The 18401-nt window shown below is 56.6% G+C and carries 22 protein-coding genes; 8 read left to right on the plus strand and 14 right to left on the minus strand.

The features are described 5' to 3' along the window. Positions 1-84 precede the first annotated feature (84 nt). The 3 genes from Q0746_RS03900 to Q0746_RS03910 are packed head-to-tail and all read right to left on the minus strand — an operon-like array spanning position 85 to position 2695. A complete protein-coding gene (locus Q0746_RS03900; protein ID WP_298257394.1) occupies positions 85-669 on the minus strand; it encodes a pilus assembly protein in 585 nt (194 codons plus the stop codon). Further along, positions 666-1223 (minus strand): TadE family protein, encoded by a 558-nt coding sequence (locus tag Q0746_RS03905; protein WP_298257396.1) that lies wholly within the window; start codon positions 1221-1223, stop codon positions 666-668. Before Q0746_RS03905 ends, Q0746_RS03900 begins: the two co-directional genes overlap by 4 nt. Beyond that, positions 1220-2695, minus strand: coding sequence for a TadE/TadG family type IV pilus assembly protein (locus Q0746_RS03910; protein WP_298257398.1), 1476 nt, complete (start codon positions 2693-2695; stop codon positions 1220-1222). The genes Q0746_RS03905 and Q0746_RS03910 overlap by 4 nt, the downstream gene beginning before the upstream one ends. A 324-nt stretch (positions 2696-3019) precedes the next feature. On the opposite strand from Q0746_RS03910, the gene Q0746_RS03915 reads away from it, so the two are divergent. Further along, positions 3020-4450: a Glu/Leu/Phe/Val dehydrogenase gene (locus Q0746_RS03915; protein ID WP_298257400.1), complete on the plus strand. Its 1431-nt coding sequence runs from the start codon at positions 3020-3022 to the stop codon at positions 4448-4450. Positions 4451-4495: 45 nt separating this feature from the next. Here Q0746_RS03915 and Q0746_RS03920 read toward each other — a convergent pair whose 3' ends face one another. The 3 genes from Q0746_RS03920 to Q0746_RS03930 form a co-directional block, all read right to left on the minus strand. Then, positions 4496-5017 (minus strand): hypothetical protein, encoded by a 522-nt coding sequence (locus Q0746_RS03920; RefSeq protein ID WP_298257402.1) that lies wholly within the window; start codon positions 5015-5017, stop codon positions 4496-4498. 59 nt (positions 5018-5076) lie between these two features. Continuing rightward, positions 5077-6033: an NAD(P)-dependent oxidoreductase gene (locus Q0746_RS03925; RefSeq protein WP_298257404.1), complete on the minus strand. Its 957-nt coding sequence runs from the start codon at positions 6031-6033 to the stop codon at positions 5077-5079. A gap of 113 nt (positions 6034-6146) precedes the next feature. Beyond that, positions 6147-6518: a hypothetical protein gene (locus tag Q0746_RS03930; protein ID WP_298257406.1), complete on the minus strand. Its 372-nt coding sequence runs from the start codon at positions 6516-6518 to the stop codon at positions 6147-6149. 52 nt (positions 6519-6570) lie between these two features. Here Q0746_RS03930 and Q0746_RS03935 point away from each other — a divergent pair, with 52 nt between their 5' ends. Then, a complete protein-coding gene (locus Q0746_RS03935) occupies positions 6571-7323 on the plus strand; it encodes an alpha/beta fold hydrolase (RefSeq protein WP_298257408.1) in 753 nt (250 codons plus the stop codon). A gap of 77 nt (positions 7324-7400) precedes the next feature. After that, positions 7401-7760: a DUF4157 domain-containing protein gene (locus Q0746_RS03940; RefSeq protein ID WP_298257410.1), complete on the plus strand. Its 360-nt coding sequence runs from the start codon at positions 7401-7403 to the stop codon at positions 7758-7760. A 2-nt stretch (positions 7761-7762) separates the two neighbouring features. On the opposite strand, the gene Q0746_RS03945 is transcribed toward Q0746_RS03940, so the two are convergent. Then, positions 7763-7951: a CTP synthetase gene (locus Q0746_RS03945; protein WP_298257412.1), complete on the minus strand. Its 189-nt coding sequence runs from the start codon at positions 7949-7951 to the stop codon at positions 7763-7765. A gap of 177 nt (positions 7952-8128) precedes the next feature. Between Q0746_RS03945 and Q0746_RS03950 the strand changes: the two genes are divergently transcribed. Then, positions 8129-8251 (plus strand): entericidin, EcnA/B family, encoded by a 123-nt coding sequence (locus tag Q0746_RS03950; RefSeq protein ID WP_298257414.1) that lies wholly within the window; start codon positions 8129-8131, stop codon positions 8249-8251. Between the two features lie 47 nt (positions 8252-8298). Here the strand turns inward: Q0746_RS03950 and Q0746_RS03955 are convergent, their stop codons facing one another. Together Q0746_RS03955 and lepA are read right to left on the minus strand one after the other, a co-directional pair. Further along, positions 8299-8931: a hypothetical protein gene (locus Q0746_RS03955; protein WP_298257416.1), complete on the minus strand. Its 633-nt coding sequence runs from the start codon at positions 8929-8931 to the stop codon at positions 8299-8301. Positions 8932-9033: 102 nt separating this feature from the next. Further along, positions 9034-10848, minus strand: coding sequence for a translation elongation factor 4 (gene lepA / locus Q0746_RS03960; protein ID WP_298257418.1), 1815 nt, complete (start codon positions 10846-10848; stop codon positions 9034-9036). Positions 10849-11172: 324 nt separating this feature from the next. On the opposite strand from lepA, the gene Q0746_RS03965 reads away from it, so the two are divergent. Both Q0746_RS03965 and Q0746_RS03970 read left to right on the plus strand, forming a co-directional pair. Beyond that, the gene (locus tag Q0746_RS03965) at positions 11173-11541 is read left to right on the plus strand and encodes a hypothetical protein (RefSeq protein WP_298257420.1); all 369 of its coding nucleotides are present in this window, start codon (positions 11173-11175) and stop codon (positions 11539-11541) included. A 117-nt stretch (positions 11542-11658) separates the two neighbouring features. After that, positions 11659-11973 carry a hypothetical protein gene (locus tag Q0746_RS03970; protein ID WP_298257421.1) on the plus strand — a complete coding sequence of 105 codons (315 nt, stop codon included), beginning with the start codon at positions 11659-11661 and terminating at the stop codon, positions 11971-11973. Here the strand turns inward: Q0746_RS03970 and Q0746_RS03975 are convergent. The 5 genes from Q0746_RS03975 to meaB all read right to left on the minus strand — a co-directional run bounded on the left by Q0746_RS03975 (position 11949) and on the right by meaB (position 15078). Beyond that, positions 11949-12413 carry a low molecular weight protein-tyrosine-phosphatase gene (locus Q0746_RS03975; RefSeq protein WP_298257423.1) on the minus strand — a complete coding sequence of 155 codons (465 nt, stop codon included), beginning with the start codon at positions 12411-12413 and terminating at the stop codon, positions 11949-11951. The two genes, Q0746_RS03970 and Q0746_RS03975, sit on opposite strands and share 25 nt — an antisense overlap. A gap of 164 nt (positions 12414-12577) precedes the next feature. Continuing rightward, on the minus strand, positions 12578-13072 hold the full coding sequence (locus tag Q0746_RS03980; RefSeq protein WP_298257425.1) for a copper chaperone PCu(A)C: 495 nt from the start codon (positions 13070-13072) through the stop codon (positions 12578-12580). Between the two features lie 56 nt (positions 13073-13128). After that, a complete protein-coding gene (locus tag Q0746_RS03985; RefSeq protein ID WP_298257427.1) occupies positions 13129-13476 on the minus strand; it encodes a hypothetical protein in 348 nt (115 codons plus the stop codon). Between the two features lie 170 nt (positions 13477-13646). Beyond that, positions 13647-13934 (minus strand): 50S ribosomal protein L28, encoded by a 288-nt coding sequence (rpmB, locus tag Q0746_RS03990; RefSeq protein WP_298257429.1) that lies wholly within the window; start codon positions 13932-13934, stop codon positions 13647-13649. A 181-nt stretch (positions 13935-14115) separates the two neighbouring features. Then, a complete protein-coding gene (gene meaB / locus Q0746_RS03995) occupies positions 14116-15078 on the minus strand; it encodes a methylmalonyl Co-A mutase-associated GTPase MeaB (protein WP_298258053.1) in 963 nt (320 codons plus the stop codon). A gap of 122 nt (positions 15079-15200) precedes the next feature. Between meaB and Q0746_RS04000 the strand changes: the two genes are divergently transcribed. Both Q0746_RS04000 and hrpB read left to right on the plus strand, forming a co-directional pair. After that, complete coding sequence (locus Q0746_RS04000) at positions 15201-15920, plus strand: DUF3108 domain-containing protein (RefSeq protein ID WP_298257431.1); 720 nt, start codon at positions 15201-15203, stop codon at positions 15918-15920. A gap of 31 nt (positions 15921-15951) precedes the next feature. Beyond that, positions 15952-18369 carry an ATP-dependent helicase HrpB gene (gene hrpB / locus Q0746_RS04005; RefSeq protein WP_298257433.1) on the plus strand — a complete coding sequence of 806 codons (2418 nt, stop codon included), beginning with the start codon at positions 15952-15954 and terminating at the stop codon, positions 18367-18369. Positions 18370-18401: the final 32 nt, after the last annotated feature.

The following is an 18401-nucleotide window of genomic DNA, read 5'->3' on the forward strand; positions in this document are numbered from 1 at the left end:
GGGTAGAAAAACAGCAAAACGGGCAGAGTGGAAGACCCTGCCCGACATTGATTTGTATCACAGCGACACATGCGTCGCTTGTGCCTAGCAGCTAGGCACATCCACGCCATTGTCCCAAGACAAGCAAGACGCAAAGCGAGGGGAGGTTACCACAAAGTTCTCAAACACGCGGTGACCCCAGCCAATGTTAAACGCCGGATTGTAGTCGGTGAATGACTCAACCAAGATCACACGCTCTCCTATGGCCATCAACGGGATACGGTTCCTGAACGCAGATCCCCGCACGGTGTCATTCGTCTGTACAGACAAGGTACCTTTGGTCGAATGGGACCACAGAACGCGGTGTTTTTTCCCGTTCCACGTCAAGCTCGTGACCCGCAACGCCGAGGTGCCAGACGTATAGGCCAGCGAGTCGTAGAGGTCCTGCAAGTTGTTGATATATTGCTCCGTGGCGCCATTGGTCCGGCGTGACAGAATATCGCCAATTGTATAGGTGGCCTTAAGCGCAGTGTTGCGGTTCTTGAACCCGTCGAAGAACACAAAGCCCCCCACAAACCATGCCATAAGCAGCGGCAGGATCAGCACGGCCTCAACGGTCGCAGAGGCCCGAGTATCACGTATGAACTGCGCAAACGGGGCAGCGGTTTTTTGCAAAAGCTGTTTCATCATTCAGGCTCCACCGAAAAGGCCGACATCGCAATCATGTTCAATCGCCCATGGGAATCGCGCGTTAGATACTCCCCCAAGGCAGCCGTCGGGAAGAATGGCACAATCGACATACAGGCCCGCAAGAACATCACATCATTCGCCTCACCGGTATCAAACGCGGTGGCAGGGATCACATTGTCGGCGTGGTTCCGGCAAGGTGTCGCCCCCGTAGGGAAGTCCCAGTTCTGATCGTCCTCATCCACCCGCACCATCTCAAGTGTCAAATCGTCAAGGCAGTGGTTTCTCAAGATGACCGTCTGAGAGCATAGCAATTGCTTCACCTGATCTTGCGTAAACGCGCGATTGCTCGAAATGCGCACTTCACGCACCGCCACATCCAGAGCCCGATCAAACATCATGTAGCGGGTCATCAGCATCCCGATCTCGAAAATTGACATGAAGACCAACATGAAGGCTGGGAACAAGATGGCGAACTCAATCGTTGCGTTCCCGTCTTCACGCCCCATAAGGCGACGCAGAGAGCGCAAGAAGAGTGATGGCTTACATGACATCATTGGATCAATCTCAACTGGTTAATTGTTTTGGCAATGGCCCCGAAAGCATCACTGATTTCAACACCTTCCACTGCATAGAAGTGGCTATCTGTTGTCGCACATTCGCTCATGACTTCCGACGCATAAGCATTGGCGCTGATTTCGAAACCGATACTGAACACCACGATCCCTGCATCGTTTGATGCGTCGCAAATATCGTGCAACCGGTTATCCGCAGTAACAGAACCGTACTTCTGGTAGTAGAACTTATTCCGGTCGTACCAGCGCACAAAGTTATTGAGGAAATAGAACAAAGCGTATTTGTTCCACTGGCGGCGCTCGGACGTGGAGTTATACGCCCAGCTTTTGATCCGGTATTGGTTCACGTTCATCCCGTCAGTCATCAGCACGATGACCTTCACGGTTTCTTCGTCATCATAGTCCACCGGACGGCCAGAGAACGCCGGGTCAACATCACCAGAGCTGATCAGGGCATCCACAACCGGCCGCATGTTCGGATCCAGCAACGCCGCGCCCCACTTCATGGCATAGTGAATGCCTGTCGCGGTTCTGGGTTGGTATTGGTTGATCGTGTTCTTAAGGAAATTCACATCGTTCTGGAACAGCTTGATTTCCTCATGAGACTTGTCTGAGCACCAAGGGTTTTGAATGCGATAGCCATAAGAAGACCCATAGTATAGGCTGGAGTACTCAAAGTGCTGGGCTTGTTGATACTGCTTGGAAAAGCTCAAAGGCACGGTTGTGAAGTCGCTGGCCTCGAACTCCACGCAATGCGAGTAGCCGTGCACTTGGTTCACATTCAGCGCGTCGAACAGCGCCTCACCTGCGTTGGTTTGCCCTGTGTAAGGGATCACCGATATGGAAATCAGATCTTTTGTGTCAGGCGTAATCAATGTGTCCACGAATTCATTCGCAGCTTGCTGCATGTTTTCCAGCTTGTCGCGATCATCCATGGAACCCGAGATATCAAGCACCAAGGAAATTTCGACTTGGTTGATCCGCTCCTCGGCAGCACCGCCCGCTGGGGCGTCAAGGCTCCCGATGCCGACCATATTCAAGAACATGCTGTCAACTTGGCTGGAGGCATCCGCACGCACGGTCCGGAAGTTCAGCCCTTCGGTCACATCCACGGTTAGGTCATACCCGCTGAGGCCGGATTTGGCGAAATAGTCTTCGACGACCTCTTGGGGATCATTTGTCTGGTCCAGATCAGCGGCCGCAAGAACAGCGCGATCCAAAGTCGCTTGCAATCGCGAGCGCATGTTTTCGTGGCGCATAAAGTCAATGGCCATGCCCGTCGCGACAAGGACCATCATGAAAATTGTCAGCCCGAAGATCAGCATCGTGCCGCTTTCTTCGCGGGCGAATCCACGGGTACGGCCTGCAAGCCGCATTTTTACTTGGGCCAGAAACCCTGCGTTTTGCCCCAAACCATTGGAGATCTCGCTACATTCATTACGCTTGTCACTCATGACTGACCTTCCCTAGCACCAGCACGTGCTTTGTCACCGGACGCAATTCGTCCAAAACCTACTAAGCCCCATCACTGTGGCTAGAATTTGGCGAAATTGGGCGGAATTGGGGCCTTTAATCGGTGTTTTCGGCAACTTTTCAACGGTCTGTTAGGTATTGTTCCTGCACGTTCACCAATGAGTGACCAATTGTACGGAATCAGCCAATCCGGAGCCGATAGATCAAAAACCACTTACGTTACGTAGAAACCGCGTCTAGGTTAACTTTATAAGCCGCCCAAAATTTAAGCAGTTTATTAACACCTGCCGTGTCAGGAGACATACATGAGCACACCAAACGAACCCTCTTTCCGTGAATCCGTTGAACTGATGTTCAATCGGGCTGTGGCCCTAATGGATCTGCCACCGGGACTGGAGAACAAGATCAGAGTCTGCAACGCGACCTATACCGTACGGTTCGGTGTTCGGTTGCGAGGCCAGATTCACACTTTTACAGGATACCGCGCCGTTCATTCCGAACATATGGAACCTGTAAAAGGCGGCATCCGCTTTGCCCCCAATGTGCACCAAGACGAAGTTGAAGCGCTTGCGGCTTTGATGACTTTCAAATGTGCGCTTGTGGAAACACCTTTCGGTGGCTCCAAGGGCGGGCTGTGCATTGATCCGCGGGAATGGGATGAGCACGAACTGGAGCAAATCACCCGTCGCTTTGCCTATGAGTTGGCCAAACGTGACTTGATTAGCCCCAGCCAAAACGTCCCCGCCCCAGACATGGGAACCGGCGAACGCGAAATGGCATGGATTGCCGACCAATATGCCCGCATGAACACCACCGAAATCAACGCCCGCGCTTGTGTCACAGGCAAGCCGTTGAATGCCGGTGGTATCGCAGGGCGTGTAGAGGCGACCGGCCGAGGCGTGCAATATGCTTTGCAGGAGTTCTTCCGCTATCCAGAAGACATCGCGGCGGCTGGCCTTGAGGGGACACTCAAAGACAAGCGCATTGTCGTTCAAGGGTTGGGAAATGTGGGCTATCACGCCGCAAAATTCCTGTCGGAAGAAGATGGCTCCAAGATTGTGGGCATCATCGAACGGGACGGCGCCCTGACTAGTGACGCAGGCTTAAACGTCGAGGCCGTTCATGCGTGGATCGCCGAGAACGGGGGCGTCAAAGGCTGCCCCGAAGGAACCTATGTCGAAGACGGTGCGAGTGTTCTGGAAGCCGCCTGCGACATCATGATTCCGGCGGCACTGGAAGGGGTTATCAACCTGTCCAACGCGGAGCGTATTCAGGCCCCGCTGATCATCGAGGCCGCGAATGGTCCGATCACCTCTGGCGCGGATGACATTCTGCGCGAAAAAGGGTGCGTGGTCATTCCAGACCTCTATGCCAATGCGGGCGGTGTGACAGTGTCCTACTTCGAATGGGTCAAAAACTTAAGCCACATTCGCTTTGGCCGGATGGGGAAACGCCAAGAAGAGGCACAGCACCTATTGTTGATCAACGAGCTGGAACGCCTGTCAGGTGACAAAGGCCTTGGATGGGAGTTGAGCCCTGATTTCAAGGCGCGCTTCTTGCGCGGTGCCGGTGAGATTGAGCTCGTGCGTTCTGGGTTGGATGACACCATGCGAACGGCCTATCAGGCGATGCGTGCGGTCTGGCACGGGCGCGAGGATGTCCATGACTTGCGCATCGCGGCCTATTTGGTCGCTATCGACCGGATTTCCAGCAGCTACCGCGCCAAGGGGCTGTAGCCGTCACAATCGGGTGGGGCGCGATATGCGCCCTGCCCGTCTTGGCTAGCGCAGACCATCCAAATCAATCAGACCATCGCGTTCTGCAATCATCGCGGCCAATGTATCCGCCATGAGCTTCCCTTCGGCGCCAGAGGTCAGACCACCCACGCCAATACGTTTGCCAAACCGCCACCACAGCCCCGGCGCCCAAGCATTCGGATACGGAACTTTCAGGGTCACCAAAAACCCGTTGGACGGCTTAAACGCGAAGAAGCTGCGGTCCACCTTCAACACATCTTCCATTCGGAAAATGACGCGACCATCTGACAAGCGCAACTCATCGTCCGTCAGTTCGATCATATGCCCTGTCACGTCCCACATTTTGTAGCCGCCATAGAGCGCCGCCAGACCCAAAACGATCAACAGAAACACCAAATGCAAACCGGCAGGTGGCTCCACGGCGACAAGATATAATAGCAAAGCCCCCAACGCATATAAAACCACGGTCCCGAACAATCGGCGCGGGGCGGAGGGGATCAACCCCGCAATCACTTCAGAGCGCGGTTCATTCTTGGTGTCAGTCATGGGCTCGCTTTCAATTGCACATCTCCCGCTTAGCGAAACTCGCCTTGCGGCGCTAGCCCTCAGCCTCGATTTGGCACCACCTCATATCCGGCCTCTTCGGGTTCCTCGTCAACCATTTCAGCCGGAAACCCCGGCGCTGTGATGTCCAGCCCCGTTGCATCCTCCAAGCGTTTGACAATATTGGGGGACAACTCGCGCGGGCCATAGCGCGCAATCCCGTCCTTAAAAATTTCAATCATGAGCGGGTTTACCTCCAAGGGGATTCCCGCACGATCGGCGACCTCTTGAAACAAACCGATGTCCTTCAACACAAGGTCCATGGTAAATGAAATGTCGCGAGATCCGTTCAAAATGACCTGACTTTCGGTCTCATGGACGAAAGATGTGCCGGAGGAGATTTTCATCGCCTCATAGGCCACATTCAAGTCCATCCCCGCCCCTTTGGCGACCGTTAATGCTTCTGCGCAGGTAATCAGGTTGGCCGTGGCGAGGTAATTGGTCAAAACCTTCAACACCGAGGCCGACCCGACGTCCCCCGTGTGCAAAACCCGCCGCCCCAAAGTGGTCAGCAAGGGCAGTATTCTTTCGAAAGTCGCACGGTCACATCCCGCAAAGATTGAGATATTTCCCGTATCTGCCCTGTGACACCCCCCAGACACGGGGCAATCCACCGCCGTCGCACCGGTTTTAGACACCAACGCACTGAGGCGTTTGACCTCTGCCTCGTCGGTGGTCGACATCTCCATCCAGATTTTGCCTGGCCCCATTGCTTCGATTAACCCGTCCTTTCCTTCAACGACCTCTGCCGAAATTGACGGGTGGGGCAAACACGTGATCACGACATCGCAGGCCTGCATCAATTCGCGCGGGCTACCGGCTGATTTGGCCCCCTTTTCCATCGCAGCCGCCACCAGATCCTCGTCAAGGTCGCGCACAGTGACGTCGAGCCCGTTGCGCAACAAAGACCCGGCCAACTTACCCCCGACATTGCCCAAACCGATAAAACCAACACGCATTTATTTTCCTCCCGTTGTTCAGGAGATGGTGAAAGGCGTATTGCGACCCGTCTGTTCCAATTCCGACGCGGCCTCGGAAAAGCGAAGCACGCCGCAGGGGCAAGATGACGAAACTACAAAAATCCCCGCCAACGCAGCACAGCCAAGGCAATCCCGCCGATAACCAACACTTGCACGATGAGTGATGCAGCGAACCCGAATGCTGCTTTGACCTTCACGGCCTTTTCGTCAATGGCCTCGAGATGGGCAATGCAGACACTATAGGCAGTGCTCACGCGATGTGGATCAAGGCGCAGAAGCATTTTTGGCTCCTTCGACATGCGCTCGGCGTTGACCAGCTCTTGCGCGGCCAAGCGCACCTGACGCGGCAAAGAGCGCCCCGCCCGCCGCACGCGCACCTCCAAGGATCCGCCCCGCATGCCAAGTTTTTCGCGCAACAGCACAAAAACCCGCTCAACCAACTGCTCTACAACAACCTTTTCCATACCCTTCCCTAGCCACTTCCACGACAGACTGGAAGCTGCTAGGGCTTGGCCTATGCTCAACTACACGACTTTTGGCACCGATGATGCCGCCGCGCCTCTATTAATCGCCCACGGATTGTTCGGATCAGCCCGCAACTGGGGCGTGATCGCAAAACGCCTGTCTGACCGTAGCAAAACTGTGGTCGTTGACATGCGCAACCATGCCCACAGCTTTTGGGACGCCAGCCACAGCTATGAAGACTTGGCCAAAGATTTGGCAAAGGTGATCGAAACCATCGGCGCGCCCATGGACGTTCTTGGCCACTCAATGGGGGGGAAGGCGGCAATGGTTTTGGCGCTGTCACGCCCCGAGTTGCTGCGCAAACTTGTCATCGCGGACATCGGTCCCACCCCCTATGCGCACACACAGATGGGGCCCATCGCAGCCATGCGGAGCGTGGATTTCAGCAAGATCGAGCGCCGCTCGGATTTGTTGGAGCAACTCACAGGGCTTGAGGCTGGCGTGCCGGAATTCTTGGCGCAATCCTTTGATCTGGCAACAAAGACATGGCGGCTAAACCTTGATGTCCTATCCGGCGAGATGGGAAAAATCGTAGGCTTTCCAGACATCGACGGCCGCTTTGACGCGCCCGCCTTGTTCCTGTCTGGGGCCAATTCCGACTATGTCAAACCCGAGGACCGCCCGCGCATAAAGGCTCTGTTTCCGCAGGCCAAGTTTGCCAAAATCCCCGACGCGGGACATTGGTTGCACGCCGAAAAACCGCGAGAGTTTGAAGCCGCGGTGCGGGTTTTTCTAAACACCTAGGCCCACGACCGCCCCAGACTTGACCCTGAGGTCGCCCGCGTCCTATCGTAACCCCGTATTTTACAGGAGTATTTCTCATGGGCAAACCGTCCGACGGCGCACCGACCACCGACCCGAAAACCAATCAGGCGATCCAATCTATTTCCGCGCAGCTGGGCATGTCTCATAAGGATTCCCTACAGCTATTGGTGCAGCTCGGGGCCGCAGAGGTCGCCAAAAACATGGGCGCGCGCGCCATGACCAACCCAGACAACAGCATCGTGGGGGCTGGCAGTGACGCCAAATCAGCGCCCAAAAAGTTGCTGGGGCATGAGCTCACGCATGCGCTGTCGCAAGGCTCGGTGGACAAATCCATCAACGATTTGGAACGCGCGGCCCAAAAGAACGCGTTCTTCATCCGCAAAGCCAACGCCTCCAGCGACGCGTCGAACCGTTAGGCTCAGACGATCTTGGCGGTGATCTGCTTGGCCAGCCACCAAGTGGCGGGGATCGAAAGCACGAACCCCACCGCAGCGGCCGCCACGATCGGCACCCAAGTGTCATACCCCATGCTCAACACGGCGATCACACCAATGCCCGCAAGGGTTGTGGACGTCATTGAGAACAGGATTGCAGCAAGGCGGAACATGGCAGGGACTCCTTCGTAGTCGTTACGCAAGCGTCATACCCCGATGCGCCCGCCCCCACTTTGATCTGGGTCATATGCCCATGCGCGGGTTTGAGCCTACCTCGACACCCGCACCTAGATGCAACGACAGAGCTTTGATAAAGTTGCGCAAAACACCAAAACCAAAGGCCCAAGCAGATGATCACACGCAAAAGCATCCTATGTCTGACCGCAATACTGGCGCTGACCGCCTGCGAAACGGTCGAGGGCATCGGGAAGGACGTGAGCGGAGCCGCGCGGGCGGTTAAGCGGGCTTTGTAGGTGGCGGCGGGAGATTTCACATGTCTAGTACCCGAAACCTCCGACGACTAACTCATTGAGCCTTTTATGTTGTCAAACATGTTAAGCAACGCAACATGTGACCAACGAGCCTGGGAAAATTTAAGCTTGAATTTCGCCATCGCTGCCTCATCATTTCCAGCGTTTTGCATCGTAGGATTAAGCGCGTCGAATAGTAATTTTGTAGATGATACGATGAAATCGTGAAGTTCGCCCTTTTTTGAGTAGGTACTATCTTCTCCGGCCCTAAAACGCCTTCTACAAACCATTAAATTGTGTCCAAGCTCTTCATCTCGGTAATTCAGTAAATTAACCCGAACAATTTTCGAATCTTCGTTTAGCTCCTCGTACCTCGCCTGCCAAATATCTTTTATATCGTTTGAAATCAATTTCTTAGCTGATACTAAAGTAATCGCATCGGTATCTTCATCCCATAACCTTGCCGCAGCTAGGTACGCAGCGTCTTCAAATGCATAAAAAATATCGAGAAGCGATTTACGTTGAAGGGTCAAAGGCAAAGGAGGATCGGTTAAACTAGGCCTACTTAGGTATTCCTCACAAAAAGCTAAACTAGTCAACAATACACATAACTCGCGATCAAGTCGCTGCCTGATATCTGCAACTGTCAGTATATCCTTAGTACCGCTGCTCACGTTACTCATTTCTTTGTATCCCAAAAGTTAGCCTGGAAACCTTTCCTAGGTATGGGCACGCGCTTTGCTTTGCAAAACGCTGCCGCCCACCCGCCGTGAAATTGAACAGCTTTAGCTGTCCATTTTCAAGGCGCTAATAAACGCCTCTTGAGGGATGTCCACCTTCCCGAACTGGCGCATCTTCTTTTTACCGGCCTTCTGCTTCTCCAGCAGCTTTTTCTTCCGCGAAGCGTCGCCGCCGTAGCATTTGGCAGTCACGTCTTTGCGCATGGCGGCCAGCGTTTCGCGGGCAATGATGCGGCCACCGATGGCGGCTTGGATCGGGATTTTGAACATGTGGCGCGGGATCAGGTCCTTGAGCTTCTCAACCATCGCGCGGCCGCGTTGTTCAGCGCGGTCGTGGTGCACCATGATCGACAGCGCATCCACCGGCTCGTCATTCACCAAGATTTGCATCTTGACCAAACGGTCCTCACGGTAGCCCGTCATTTGGTAATCAAACGACGCGTACCCCTTGGTGACGGATTTCAGGCGATCATAGAAATCGAACACAACTTCATTGAGGGGCAAATCATAGACCACCATCGCGCGGGTACCGGCGTAGGTCAGGTCCTCTTGGATGCCGCGACGGTCTTGGCACAGCTTGAGGACATCGCCAAGGTACTCATCCGGCACAAGGATCGTCGCCTTGATGCGCGGCTCCTCTAGGTGGTCCACATGGGTCAGGTCCGGCATGTCGGCGGGGTTATGCAGGTCGATCTTCTCGGCCTCCTCCCCGTCTTTTGCGCGCATATAGACGTGGTAAATCACCGAGGGCGCTGTGGTGATCAGATCGATGTCATACTCGCGCTCGATCCGGTCGCGGATCACCTCTAGGTGCAACAGCCCAAGGAAGCCACAGCGGAAGCCAAAGCCAAGAGCGGCAGAGGTTTCCATCTCGTAGCTGAAGGACGCATCATTTAGCGCCAGTTTCTCAATCGCATCGCGCAGGTCCTCGAACAGCGCGGAATCCACAGGGAACAACCCACAGAACACCACCGGCTGCGACGGCTTGAAGCCATCAAGCGCCTCGTCAGTGCCCTTCTTCTCGTGGGTGATCGTGTCGCCCACGCGCGTGTCACGTACCTGCTTGATCGATGCGGTCAGGAAGCCCAACTCGCCCGGCCCAAGTTCGTCGATATTGGTCAGCTCAGGCTTAAACACCCCGATGCGGTCCACATGGTGCGTGGAGCCGTTCGAAAGCATCTTGATCCGCTCGCCGCGCTTCAACACGCCGTCAATGATGCGCACCAGCACGATCACCCCGAGGTAGCTGTCGTACCATGAATCCACCAGCATCGCCTTCAGCGGCGCATCGCGTTCGCCCTGAGGGGCGGGCAGGCGGGTGACGATGGCTTCCAAAGTCTCGTGGATGCCCTGCCCCGTTTTCGCGGACACCTGAATAGCGTCGGTGGCGTCAATGCCGATGACGTCTTCGATCTGTTCGGCCACGCGGTCGCAATCGGCGGCGGGCAGGTCGATCTTGTTGAGCACCGGCACGATCTCGTGATCCGCCTCAATGGCGTGATAGACATTGGCCAGCGTCTGGGCCTCAACCCCTTGCGAGCTGTCGACCACCAGCAGCGAGCCCTCAACCGCACGCATGGAGCGCGAGACCTCATAGGCGAAATCCACGTGACCAGGAGTGTCGATCAGGTTGAGAACATAGTCCTCCCCGTCGTCGGCCTTATAGTCGATCCGCACCGTCTGCGCCTTGATCGTGATACCGCGTTCGCGCTCGATATCCATGCTGTCGAGCATCTGGTCCTTCATGTCGCGCGCGGCGACAGTATTCGTCTCTTGGATGAGGCGATCAGCCAGCGTGGATTTACCGTGGTCGATATGCGCCACGATGGAGAAATTGCGGATTTTTGAAAGCTCGGTCATGGGAAAGGGATATGGTTGGCTTTCATGGCTTGGTCAAGGTGCCTGTTGCCCTTGGTGCCTTAGGTTTAACAGATGATCCCCATGTTCTGCATCATCCCGCCCGCAAGACCCTTAGTGAGAATCAGTTCGGCCTGAAACTATGGCAACAATGTGTCTGCGGTTGCCGGAACAGAAACAGTGACCGCCTTCCCTAGGGTTTTAGTTCAAGTATCACACCATATATGGACCATAACCCACTGAAAAATGGCAAAAACTTGACGTTAACGTGTCATTAATGGACATTAACGGTCTCTGTTCTGCTGCCCCTCCAAAAGGATGTTAATTATGTTCCGTATTGCCCTTGCCGGCCTTTGCCTCGTAACCGCTGCACCTGTTTTTGCCGGTGACCAATCACTCTACCCGCATGTTCACACCAACACCTTTATTGTGGGCAGCTACACGACCCCTATCAACTACCGCGCTCATAACCCATCTGGCGACAACACAGGTCGCGGCTTCAACGAGAGCGAAATCATCCGCTCCCGTGGTCACAACACAGCCGACACCAAGTACCTTCCGCGCACACGCCACGGCGCAGGCTCGATTGCCGATGACGGCCCTGTCACCGAGATTTTTGTCGAGAACCTGCCAGCACTGAATGGCACGCATGCACCACGCCGCGTCATGTTGGGTTCGAACCTGCCGCGCTACTAAGCGGCCCTAAGTACAAATTGTGATCGCCGCGGAGATTGAATTCTTCGCGGCGTTTCGCGTATGATCCCCCCAATTCAGAGCGCGAGCCACATCGCGCCGAACTTATGGAGCGGGAATATGGGTTTCAAAACAGCAATCATCCTATGTGTGGTGGGCCTATCAACAAGCGGCGCAATCGCTGGACCAATAGAGCGCGCCTGCCTCAAGGCTGATCGCAAAGCCGCTTCGCGCCCCTTGTGCAATTGCGTCCAGCAAGTGGCTGACCTGACATTAGACAGCGGTGATCAACGCCTTGCCGCGACGTTCTTTTCAGACCCCCACCGCGCGCAGGTTATCCGCCAGTCCGACAACTCGGGCCATGAGCGGTTTTGGAAGCGCTACAAAGAATTCGGGGCAAACGCAGAAAGCTACTGCCGGTCCGTCAGAAGCTGAGCCACCAGCCCGTCGACATACCCTTCAAGTAAAGCAATCACCGGCATGAATTTACCGGTGTAATACGGGTCAGGGACATCTACATCTTCTGCGTCCGGTCCGAAGGATGACATCAAGACGATGGGCACGGATTTACCGGCAGGACGTTTGGCTTCGATATCTCGGCGGATGGCCTCATCCATCGCAATGATATAGTCAAATGTCTCGAAATCATCGCTCCGAAACCGGCGCGACATTTGATCCTCGATGTTATATCCCTTAATCCGCGAAGCAACCACAGCGCGCGCATCTGGTGGGTTACCAACATGCCATCCTGCGGTGGCGGCGCTGTCTATCTCCAGCTCCAACCCAGCGTCTTGCGCCTTTGCTCTCAAAATGCCTTCCGCCATTGGCGATCGGCAGATGTTGCCCAAACAGACAAACAATACTCGTATTGTCACTTTGATAGCTCCCCAGCTAAGCCACAACCTTGCGCGATATGGCTTTACCGATCAAGTGAGAAGCCATCTTACCTAACGTTAACTTGAGGGGTACTCTGGGAAAAGGAATAAAAAAGGCGGCCCCTTCGGACCGCCTCAGACAGGTGTTTCAAATGTAGGTTTGCTTAGTGATCGTGAGACCCGTGTTTGTGGCCATGACCATCTTTCTGCCCGTGATCGGGTTTGCGCTCCAAATCGACCGGCACCATGACTTCAATGTCGCCAGCCTTTTCGAAGGTGAGTGTCACGGCAACCATGGCCCCTTGCTCCAAGGTGCCATTCAGGCCCATCAGCATCACATGCTTGCCACCGCGCTTCATTTCAATCATGTCACCCGCGGCTACGGGAAAGCCCTCCTCGACATGCACCATTTTCATGACGCCGTCATTCTCGTGATGGGTGTGCAGCTCTACGCGTTTGGCCGCCGGTGAGGCTGCCCCAACAAGAACATCATCAACATCGGTCATGTTCATCAATGTGATAAAGGCCGCGCCAGTCTTGGCATTTGCGGTGGCGCTACGCGCGTAGGAATCGGTCACCTTGAAGGCTGCATCGCCCGCGAAGGCCGCTGTGGAAAGAGTGGCGGCAAAGATGGCCGCAGAAATGAGTTTCAGAGACATATGACATGCCCTTTCGTCTGAGGTTTTAGTGATTGTTTGGAAGTCGATAAGCCGGATCAACCAACAGGTGGTGCGCGCGCACTCACCCCAGCATTATCGCGACGGGCAACGGCTTGACTGGACTGGATCAGTACCAACTCCATGCGCCCTACCGGAGCGCATATCTCCAGCCCCGATGAAACCGGCGCCCCCGCGAGGGCCACCATTGTGCAATCCGGACACATCGGGGCGGGATCGACCTTGCCACCATTCGCATCCAGCAATATGGTTTGCAGGCCGGCCCCAGTGCATATCACCATAACCTGCGCGCCGGCGTCGCGGTCGCGCATCATCGCCATGGACCCCATTGTGGCCACCATGGTGAGCACAAGCAGCAAGGCAAACAGTTGGCGCACAATCATCATAGGCAAAGTCTTAGACCGCAGGCGTCACCGCGCCAAGACGTCAATTTGCCCCTTCACCCCAGTGTGACGATCCATCGCGCGGCCCCTCCGCGTCAGTGGCATTCCGCCTCGCAAAACGACAACGGCCCCGCCGGTTAAGGCGAGGCCGTTTCGATACGATCAACGAAACCTTAAGCTTCTGCTTGGGCTTTCGCGATGTCTTTCTTAACCTTGAGCGCCTTTGTGGACAGCTCAGCGTCTTTCGACTTTGCCATGAAGCCATCAAGGCCACCGCGGTGATCTACCGTGCGCAGGGCAGCAGCAGAGATGCGGAACTTGAAGCCGCGACCCAAGGTCTCGGACAACAATGTGACATCGTTCAGGTTCGGCAAGAACCGGCGACGAGTACGGTTTTTAGCGTGGCTGACATTGTTGCCGACCATCGGGCCTTTGCCAGTGAGTTCACAGACGCGCGACATATGCGTTTCCTTCCGGTCTTAAACAAGTGAAGGCACCGCACATACGATGCCCTAAATTCGATTTGCGTGGAATAGGCGCAGATTCTGTAAGGGTCAAGGGCAGATTGGTTGAATCCCCCAGCATACACAGTGTTTCTTGCTGATAGCGGCGTATCAGGACGAAACCGCGCGGAAAAAACCGTTACTTCGACAGAGCATCCAGCATTTTGGCAGCCGCCCGATCGGGGGAAAGCGCCCCTTGGGAAACCTCCAACGCCAGAGATTCCATCGCTGATTTCGCTGACGTATCCGTCGTGATCCGAGCCAAAAGCCCCGTGCGCACCGCTTCGTTGAACCAATGCACACCTTGGGCCTTGCGCCGCGCCTCCCAGTGGCCATGCTCTTTGCGCCAAGTGCTGAGCGACTGCATATCCTGCCATGCCTCATCCAGCCCCAGCCCCGTCAGCGCCGACACACTTAAGGCCTTTGGGAAGCCCTCAGGGTCCTGCACCCGTTTGCGCAACAGGCGCAATGCCCCTGCGTAATCCGCTTGGGTGCGGGTCGCCGCGGGCTTGAGATCACCATCGGCCTTATTCACCAAGATCAAATCCGCGATCTCCATGATACCGCGCTTCACGCCTTGCAACTCGTCGCCGCCCGCAGGGGCCAACAACAAGATGAACAAATCGGACATCTCGGCCACCATGGTTTCGGACTGGCCAACACCCACGGTTTCAATCAGCACCACATCAAAGCCCGCCGCCTCGCAAAGCGTCACCGCCTCACGGGTACGCCGCGCCACGCCCCCCAAGTGAGACTGCGAGGGCGAGGGCCGGATAAACGCATTCGGATCGCGAGACAGTAGGTCCATGCGGGTTTTATCCCCCAATATCGACCCTCCCGACCGCGTAGAGCTTGGATCAACCGCCAACACCGCCACCCGAAGCCCCTGCCCCGTGAGGTGCATCCCGAACCCCTCGATGAACGTCGATTTCCCCACCCCTGGTGTACCAGACAGCCCGATCCTCAACGCCTGCGGGGCGTCCACACGTAGCCTGTCAATTAAGGCCAGCGCATCCGCACGATGATCTTCGCGTGCGCTTTCAACCAGTGTGATTGCGCGCGCCAAAGTGCGCCTGTCCCCCGACCGTATCTTTGAGGCCATGTCTTCAATATGTTTCAAGGCTGGGCAATCTTTCGCTTGTTTCCCCGTAGCGCGGGGGTGTTAACCGTAGGCTCAAGGGCCAATATGTCTGAGACGCATAAGTGATGCAACGAGGCTAGAATATGAAGCAGTTTATGAAAATCTTGGGCATTTGCGCCCTTCCCCTGACACTGACCGCGCCACAAATGGCCGCGGCTGACGGGGCGACCAACGCGAAATTTTCCGTGGCAATTCGGGGAATTACCGCCGGAACCCTAACCGTCAAAGGCTCCGAAAGCGGTGGATCCTACAAAGCCTCTGGCGTGCTACAAAGCGGCGGGCTGGTCGGTTTGGTCGCCAAGGTGAAATACACCGCGACCTCCAGCGGACGTATCAAAGGCAGCAGCTTTAGCCCCGCGCGCTATGACGAGAAGGCCGATACGGGCAAACGCAAATCCAGCTCCTCGATGACCTATAAAGGTGGCGTACCCAGCGTCTCGGATTACCAACCCTCCCCGAACGGGGTGAAACCCTCTACGCAAAAGGGCACCGTCGACCCGATGACCGCGCTATATGCGGCCTTTCGAGACGTCAACAAAGACGAGGTTTGCAAGCTGGATGTCAAAATGTACGACGGCAAGCGCCGCTCGCAGGTAAAGCTCAGCACCCCGCGCGCCGAGGGCGATATGATCAAATGCGATGGCGAATACCGGCGTCTGGCGGGTTTCTCAGCCGAGGACATGGCGGAGAAATCGCGCTTCCCCTTCAACCTGTTCTACGCCAAGACCGCAGATGGCCGTTACCGCGTGGAAAAGGTGGTCACACATACGCTTTATGGCAACGCGGTGATGAAGCGGAAATAGACGCCAGCTTGAATGCGCGTTATGCGAAGGCATGAGCCTTCCGATTGAAGATGTAGTAGACGCCCTTGTTGGTCACATGACCGACACGGGCGTTTGCGTCTTACAAGCCCCGCCTGGTGCGGGCAAAACCACCCGCGTCCCGCTGGCCTTGCTGGCGGCGGGGGCCTTTGAGGGCCGCTTGATCATGCTGGAGCCGCGCCGCCTTGCCGCGCGCGCCGCCGCCGAGCGCATGGCCCAGACCTTGGGAGAACCCGTAGGTCAAACCGTGGGCTACCGCATGCGCGGAGAAACCAAAGCCTCCAAAGCCACCCGCATCGAGGTGGTCACCGAGGGCATCCTGACCCGCATGATCCAAAGTGACCCCGAACTGACCGGCGTCGGCTGCGTGGTGTTTGACGAATTTCACGAACGCTCCCTCAATGGCGACCTCGGGCTGGCGCTGGTTTGGGAAGCGCGCGGTGCCCTGCGCCCCGATCTCAAGCTGATGGTGATGTCGGCCACTTTGGATGCCGCCCCCGTTGCCGCTCTTTTGGATGACGCGCCTATCGTCACCTCCGACGGGCGCGCGCATCCCGTTGAAACCCGCTGGCTGGACCGCCCGTTGCACAAAGACACCCGCTTCGAGGTGGCCGCAGCTGATCTCATCAACCAAGCCGTCAAAGACACCACCGGCGGCGTTTTGGTGTTCCTTCCCGGTGAAGGTGAAATCCGGCGGGTGATGAACAATCTTACCGTGCCAAAAGGTGCCGTGGTGCGCCCTTTGTTTGGCGCGCTCCCGTTCAAAGACCAACGTGCCGCGATTGCCCCTGAAGATGGCATCCGCAAAATCGTGCTGGCGACATCCATCGCGGAAACCTCCCTGACCATCGAAGACGTGCGCGTTGTGGTCGATGCGGGCCGTGCCAGACGGGCGCGGTTCGACGCGGGCTCCGGCATGTCGCGGCTGGTCACCGAAAAAGTATCCCGCGCCGAAGCCACGCAGCGCCAAGGCCGCGCAGGACGTGTGCAGGCGGGTGTGTGCTACCGCATGTGGACCCGCGCCGAGGAAGGCGCCCTACCAGCCTTCCCCCCCGCCGAGATCGAGGCCGCAGACCTCACGGGATTAGCGCTGGAACTGGCCAATTGGGGATCTCGCCCCGAAGATTTGGCTTTCCTGACACCGCCCCCCGAAAACGCATTCAACGAGGCAAACGCCCTGTTGGAAATGCTGGGTGTCTTGAAGGCAGGCCGGATCACAGATCACGGGCGCAGTTTGGCCGCGATGCCATTGCACCCGCGCCTTGGCCACATGCTGGCGAACTCCGGCAGCACCGGCCCAGCGCTCGCTGCGATCTTGGGGGAGCGCGATCCATTGGGGCGCAACTCCGGATCAGACATCGCTGCACGCGTCAAGCTGTTGGGGGGCTCGGTCCCACCGCACGCCAATCGCGGTGTGGTGGAACGCGCGCGCGCCGAGGCAAAGCGCCTCAAGCGGTTCGCAGGCACCACCGAGCGCAGCTTGGGCGAGATGGCGGCCTTGGCCTACCCCGACCGCATCGGGATGCGTCGCCCTGGCAAAGATGCGCGCTATGTGTTGTCGGGCGGCAAAGGCGCTGTGATTGACAACAGCGACAACTTGGCAGGGCAACGCATGATTGTGGCGCTTGATCTGGACGGCGATGCCCGCGAGGCCAAAGTCAGGCTGGCTTGCGCAATTACGGAAGCCGAATTGCGCGCCCTCTATGGCGATCAGATCAAATGGGTAGAGCTGTGCGAATGGTCCAAACGCGATCGCAAAGTGCTGGCCCGAAGACAAGAACGCTTCGGCGCTTTGACCTTAGACGACCGCATGTGGAAGGACGCCGACCCAGACCACATCGCGCAAGCTATGCTAAAGGGTGTGCGCCAATTGGGGCTGACATCCTTGAACTGGTCCAAGCCCGCCAAATACCTCCGTGCGCGTGTGCAATATATGCGCGAAGGCCTGCCAGATTGGTCCGACGAAGGCCTGATGAGCAGCTTGGATCAATGGCTGCTGCCATATCTAAGCGGTGTGCGATCAGCGGACGACCTTAAGGGTGTCAACGTCGCGGAAGCTTTGCGTGCAGGTCTGGACTGGGACCAGATGCAAGCCCTTGATGCAGGTGCCCCCGCCAAGTTCACCACACCACTTGGTCGCGATCTGGCGCTGGACTATGCCGATGGCGCCCCAGCGCTAGAGGTCCGCTTGCAAGAAATGTTCGGCGTCACGCAGCACCCGCGTACAGGGCCAGAGCAATTGCCACTGAAGATAACGTTGCTCTCTCCGGCGTCCAAACCCGTGCAAGTCACCACCGACCTGCCCGGCTTTTGGGCGGGTTCCTACGCTGATGTTCGTAAGGACATGCGCGCGCGCTACCCGCGCCATCCTTGGCCCGAAGACCCGACCGTGGCCGACCCGACGCTACGTGCAAAACCGCGCGGCACGTAACTGGGCTGGACAGTGCGCCCCTTGGCGCTAGT

Origin of the sequence: uncultured Litoreibacter sp. (assembly GCF_947487515.1) — a bacterium.
GTDB lineage: Bacteria > Pseudomonadota > Alphaproteobacteria > Rhodobacterales > Rhodobacteraceae > Litoreibacter.

Excerpts from the sequence above, each read along its gene's own strand:
- Q0746_RS03925 (WP_298257404.1), bottom strand. The coding sequence starts at position 6,033 with ATGCGTGTTGGTTTTATCGGTTTGGGCAATGTCGGGGGTAAGTTGGCC.
- Q0746_RS03955 (WP_298257416.1), bottom strand. The coding sequence starts at position 8,931 with ATGAGTAACGTGAGCAGCGGTACTAAGGATATACTGACAGTTGCAGAT.
- rpmB (WP_298257429.1), bottom strand. The coding sequence starts at position 13,934 with ATGTCGCGCGTCTGTGAACTCACTGGCAAAGGCCCGATGGTCGGCAAC.
- Q0746_RS03920 (WP_298257402.1), bottom strand. The coding sequence starts at position 5,017 with ATGACTGACACCAAGAATGAACCGCGCTCTGAAGTGATTGCGGGGTTG.
- Q0746_RS03915 (WP_298257400.1), top strand. The coding sequence starts at position 3,020 with ATGAGCACACCAAACGAACCCTCTTTCCGTGAATCCGTTGAACTGATG.
- Q0746_RS03970 (WP_298257421.1), top strand. The coding sequence starts at position 11,659 with ATGGGTTTCAAAACAGCAATCATCCTATGTGTGGTGGGCCTATCAACA.
- Q0746_RS04000 (WP_298257431.1), top strand. The coding sequence starts at position 15,201 with ATGAAGCAGTTTATGAAAATCTTGGGCATTTGCGCCCTTCCCCTGACA.
- Q0746_RS03950 (WP_298257414.1), top strand. The coding sequence starts at position 8,129 with ATGATCACACGCAAAAGCATCCTATGTCTGACCGCAATACTGGCGCTG.
- Q0746_RS03900 (WP_298257394.1), bottom strand. The coding sequence starts at position 669 with ATGATGAAACAGCTTTTGCAAAAAACCGCTGCCCCGTTTGCGCAGTTC.
- Q0746_RS03985 (WP_298257427.1), bottom strand. The coding sequence starts at position 13,476 with ATGATGATTGTGCGCCAACTGTTTGCCTTGCTGCTTGTGCTCACCATG.
- Q0746_RS03935 (WP_298257408.1), top strand. The coding sequence starts at position 6,571 with ATGCTCAACTACACGACTTTTGGCACCGATGATGCCGCCGCGCCTCTA.
- Q0746_RS03905 (WP_298257396.1), bottom strand. The coding sequence starts at position 1,223 with ATGATGTCATGTAAGCCATCACTCTTCTTGCGCTCTCTGCGTCGCCTT.
- Q0746_RS03980 (WP_298257425.1), bottom strand. The coding sequence starts at position 13,072 with ATGTCTCTGAAACTCATTTCTGCGGCCATCTTTGCCGCCACTCTTTCC.
- Q0746_RS03930 (WP_298257406.1), bottom strand. The coding sequence starts at position 6,518 with ATGGAAAAGGTTGTTGTAGAGCAGTTGGTTGAGCGGGTTTTTGTGCTG.
- Q0746_RS03940 (WP_298257410.1), top strand. The coding sequence starts at position 7,401 with ATGGGCAAACCGTCCGACGGCGCACCGACCACCGACCCGAAAACCAAT.
- Q0746_RS03965 (WP_298257420.1), top strand. The coding sequence starts at position 11,173 with ATGTTCCGTATTGCCCTTGCCGGCCTTTGCCTCGTAACCGCTGCACCT.
- hrpB (WP_298257433.1), top strand. The coding sequence starts at position 15,952 with ATGAGCCTTCCGATTGAAGATGTAGTAGACGCCCTTGTTGGTCACATG.
- Q0746_RS03945 (WP_298257412.1), bottom strand. The coding sequence starts at position 7,951 with ATGTTCCGCCTTGCTGCAATCCTGTTCTCAATGACGTCCACAACCCTT.
- lepA (WP_298257418.1), bottom strand. The coding sequence starts at position 10,848 with ATGACCGAGCTTTCAAAAATCCGCAATTTCTCCATCGTGGCGCATATC.
- Q0746_RS03910 (WP_298257398.1), bottom strand. The coding sequence starts at position 2,695 with ATGAGTGACAAGCGTAATGAATGTAGCGAGATCTCCAATGGTTTGGGG.
- meaB (WP_298258053.1), bottom strand. The coding sequence starts at position 15,078 with ATGGCCTCAAAGATACGGTCGGGGGACAGGCGCACTTTGGCGCGCGCA.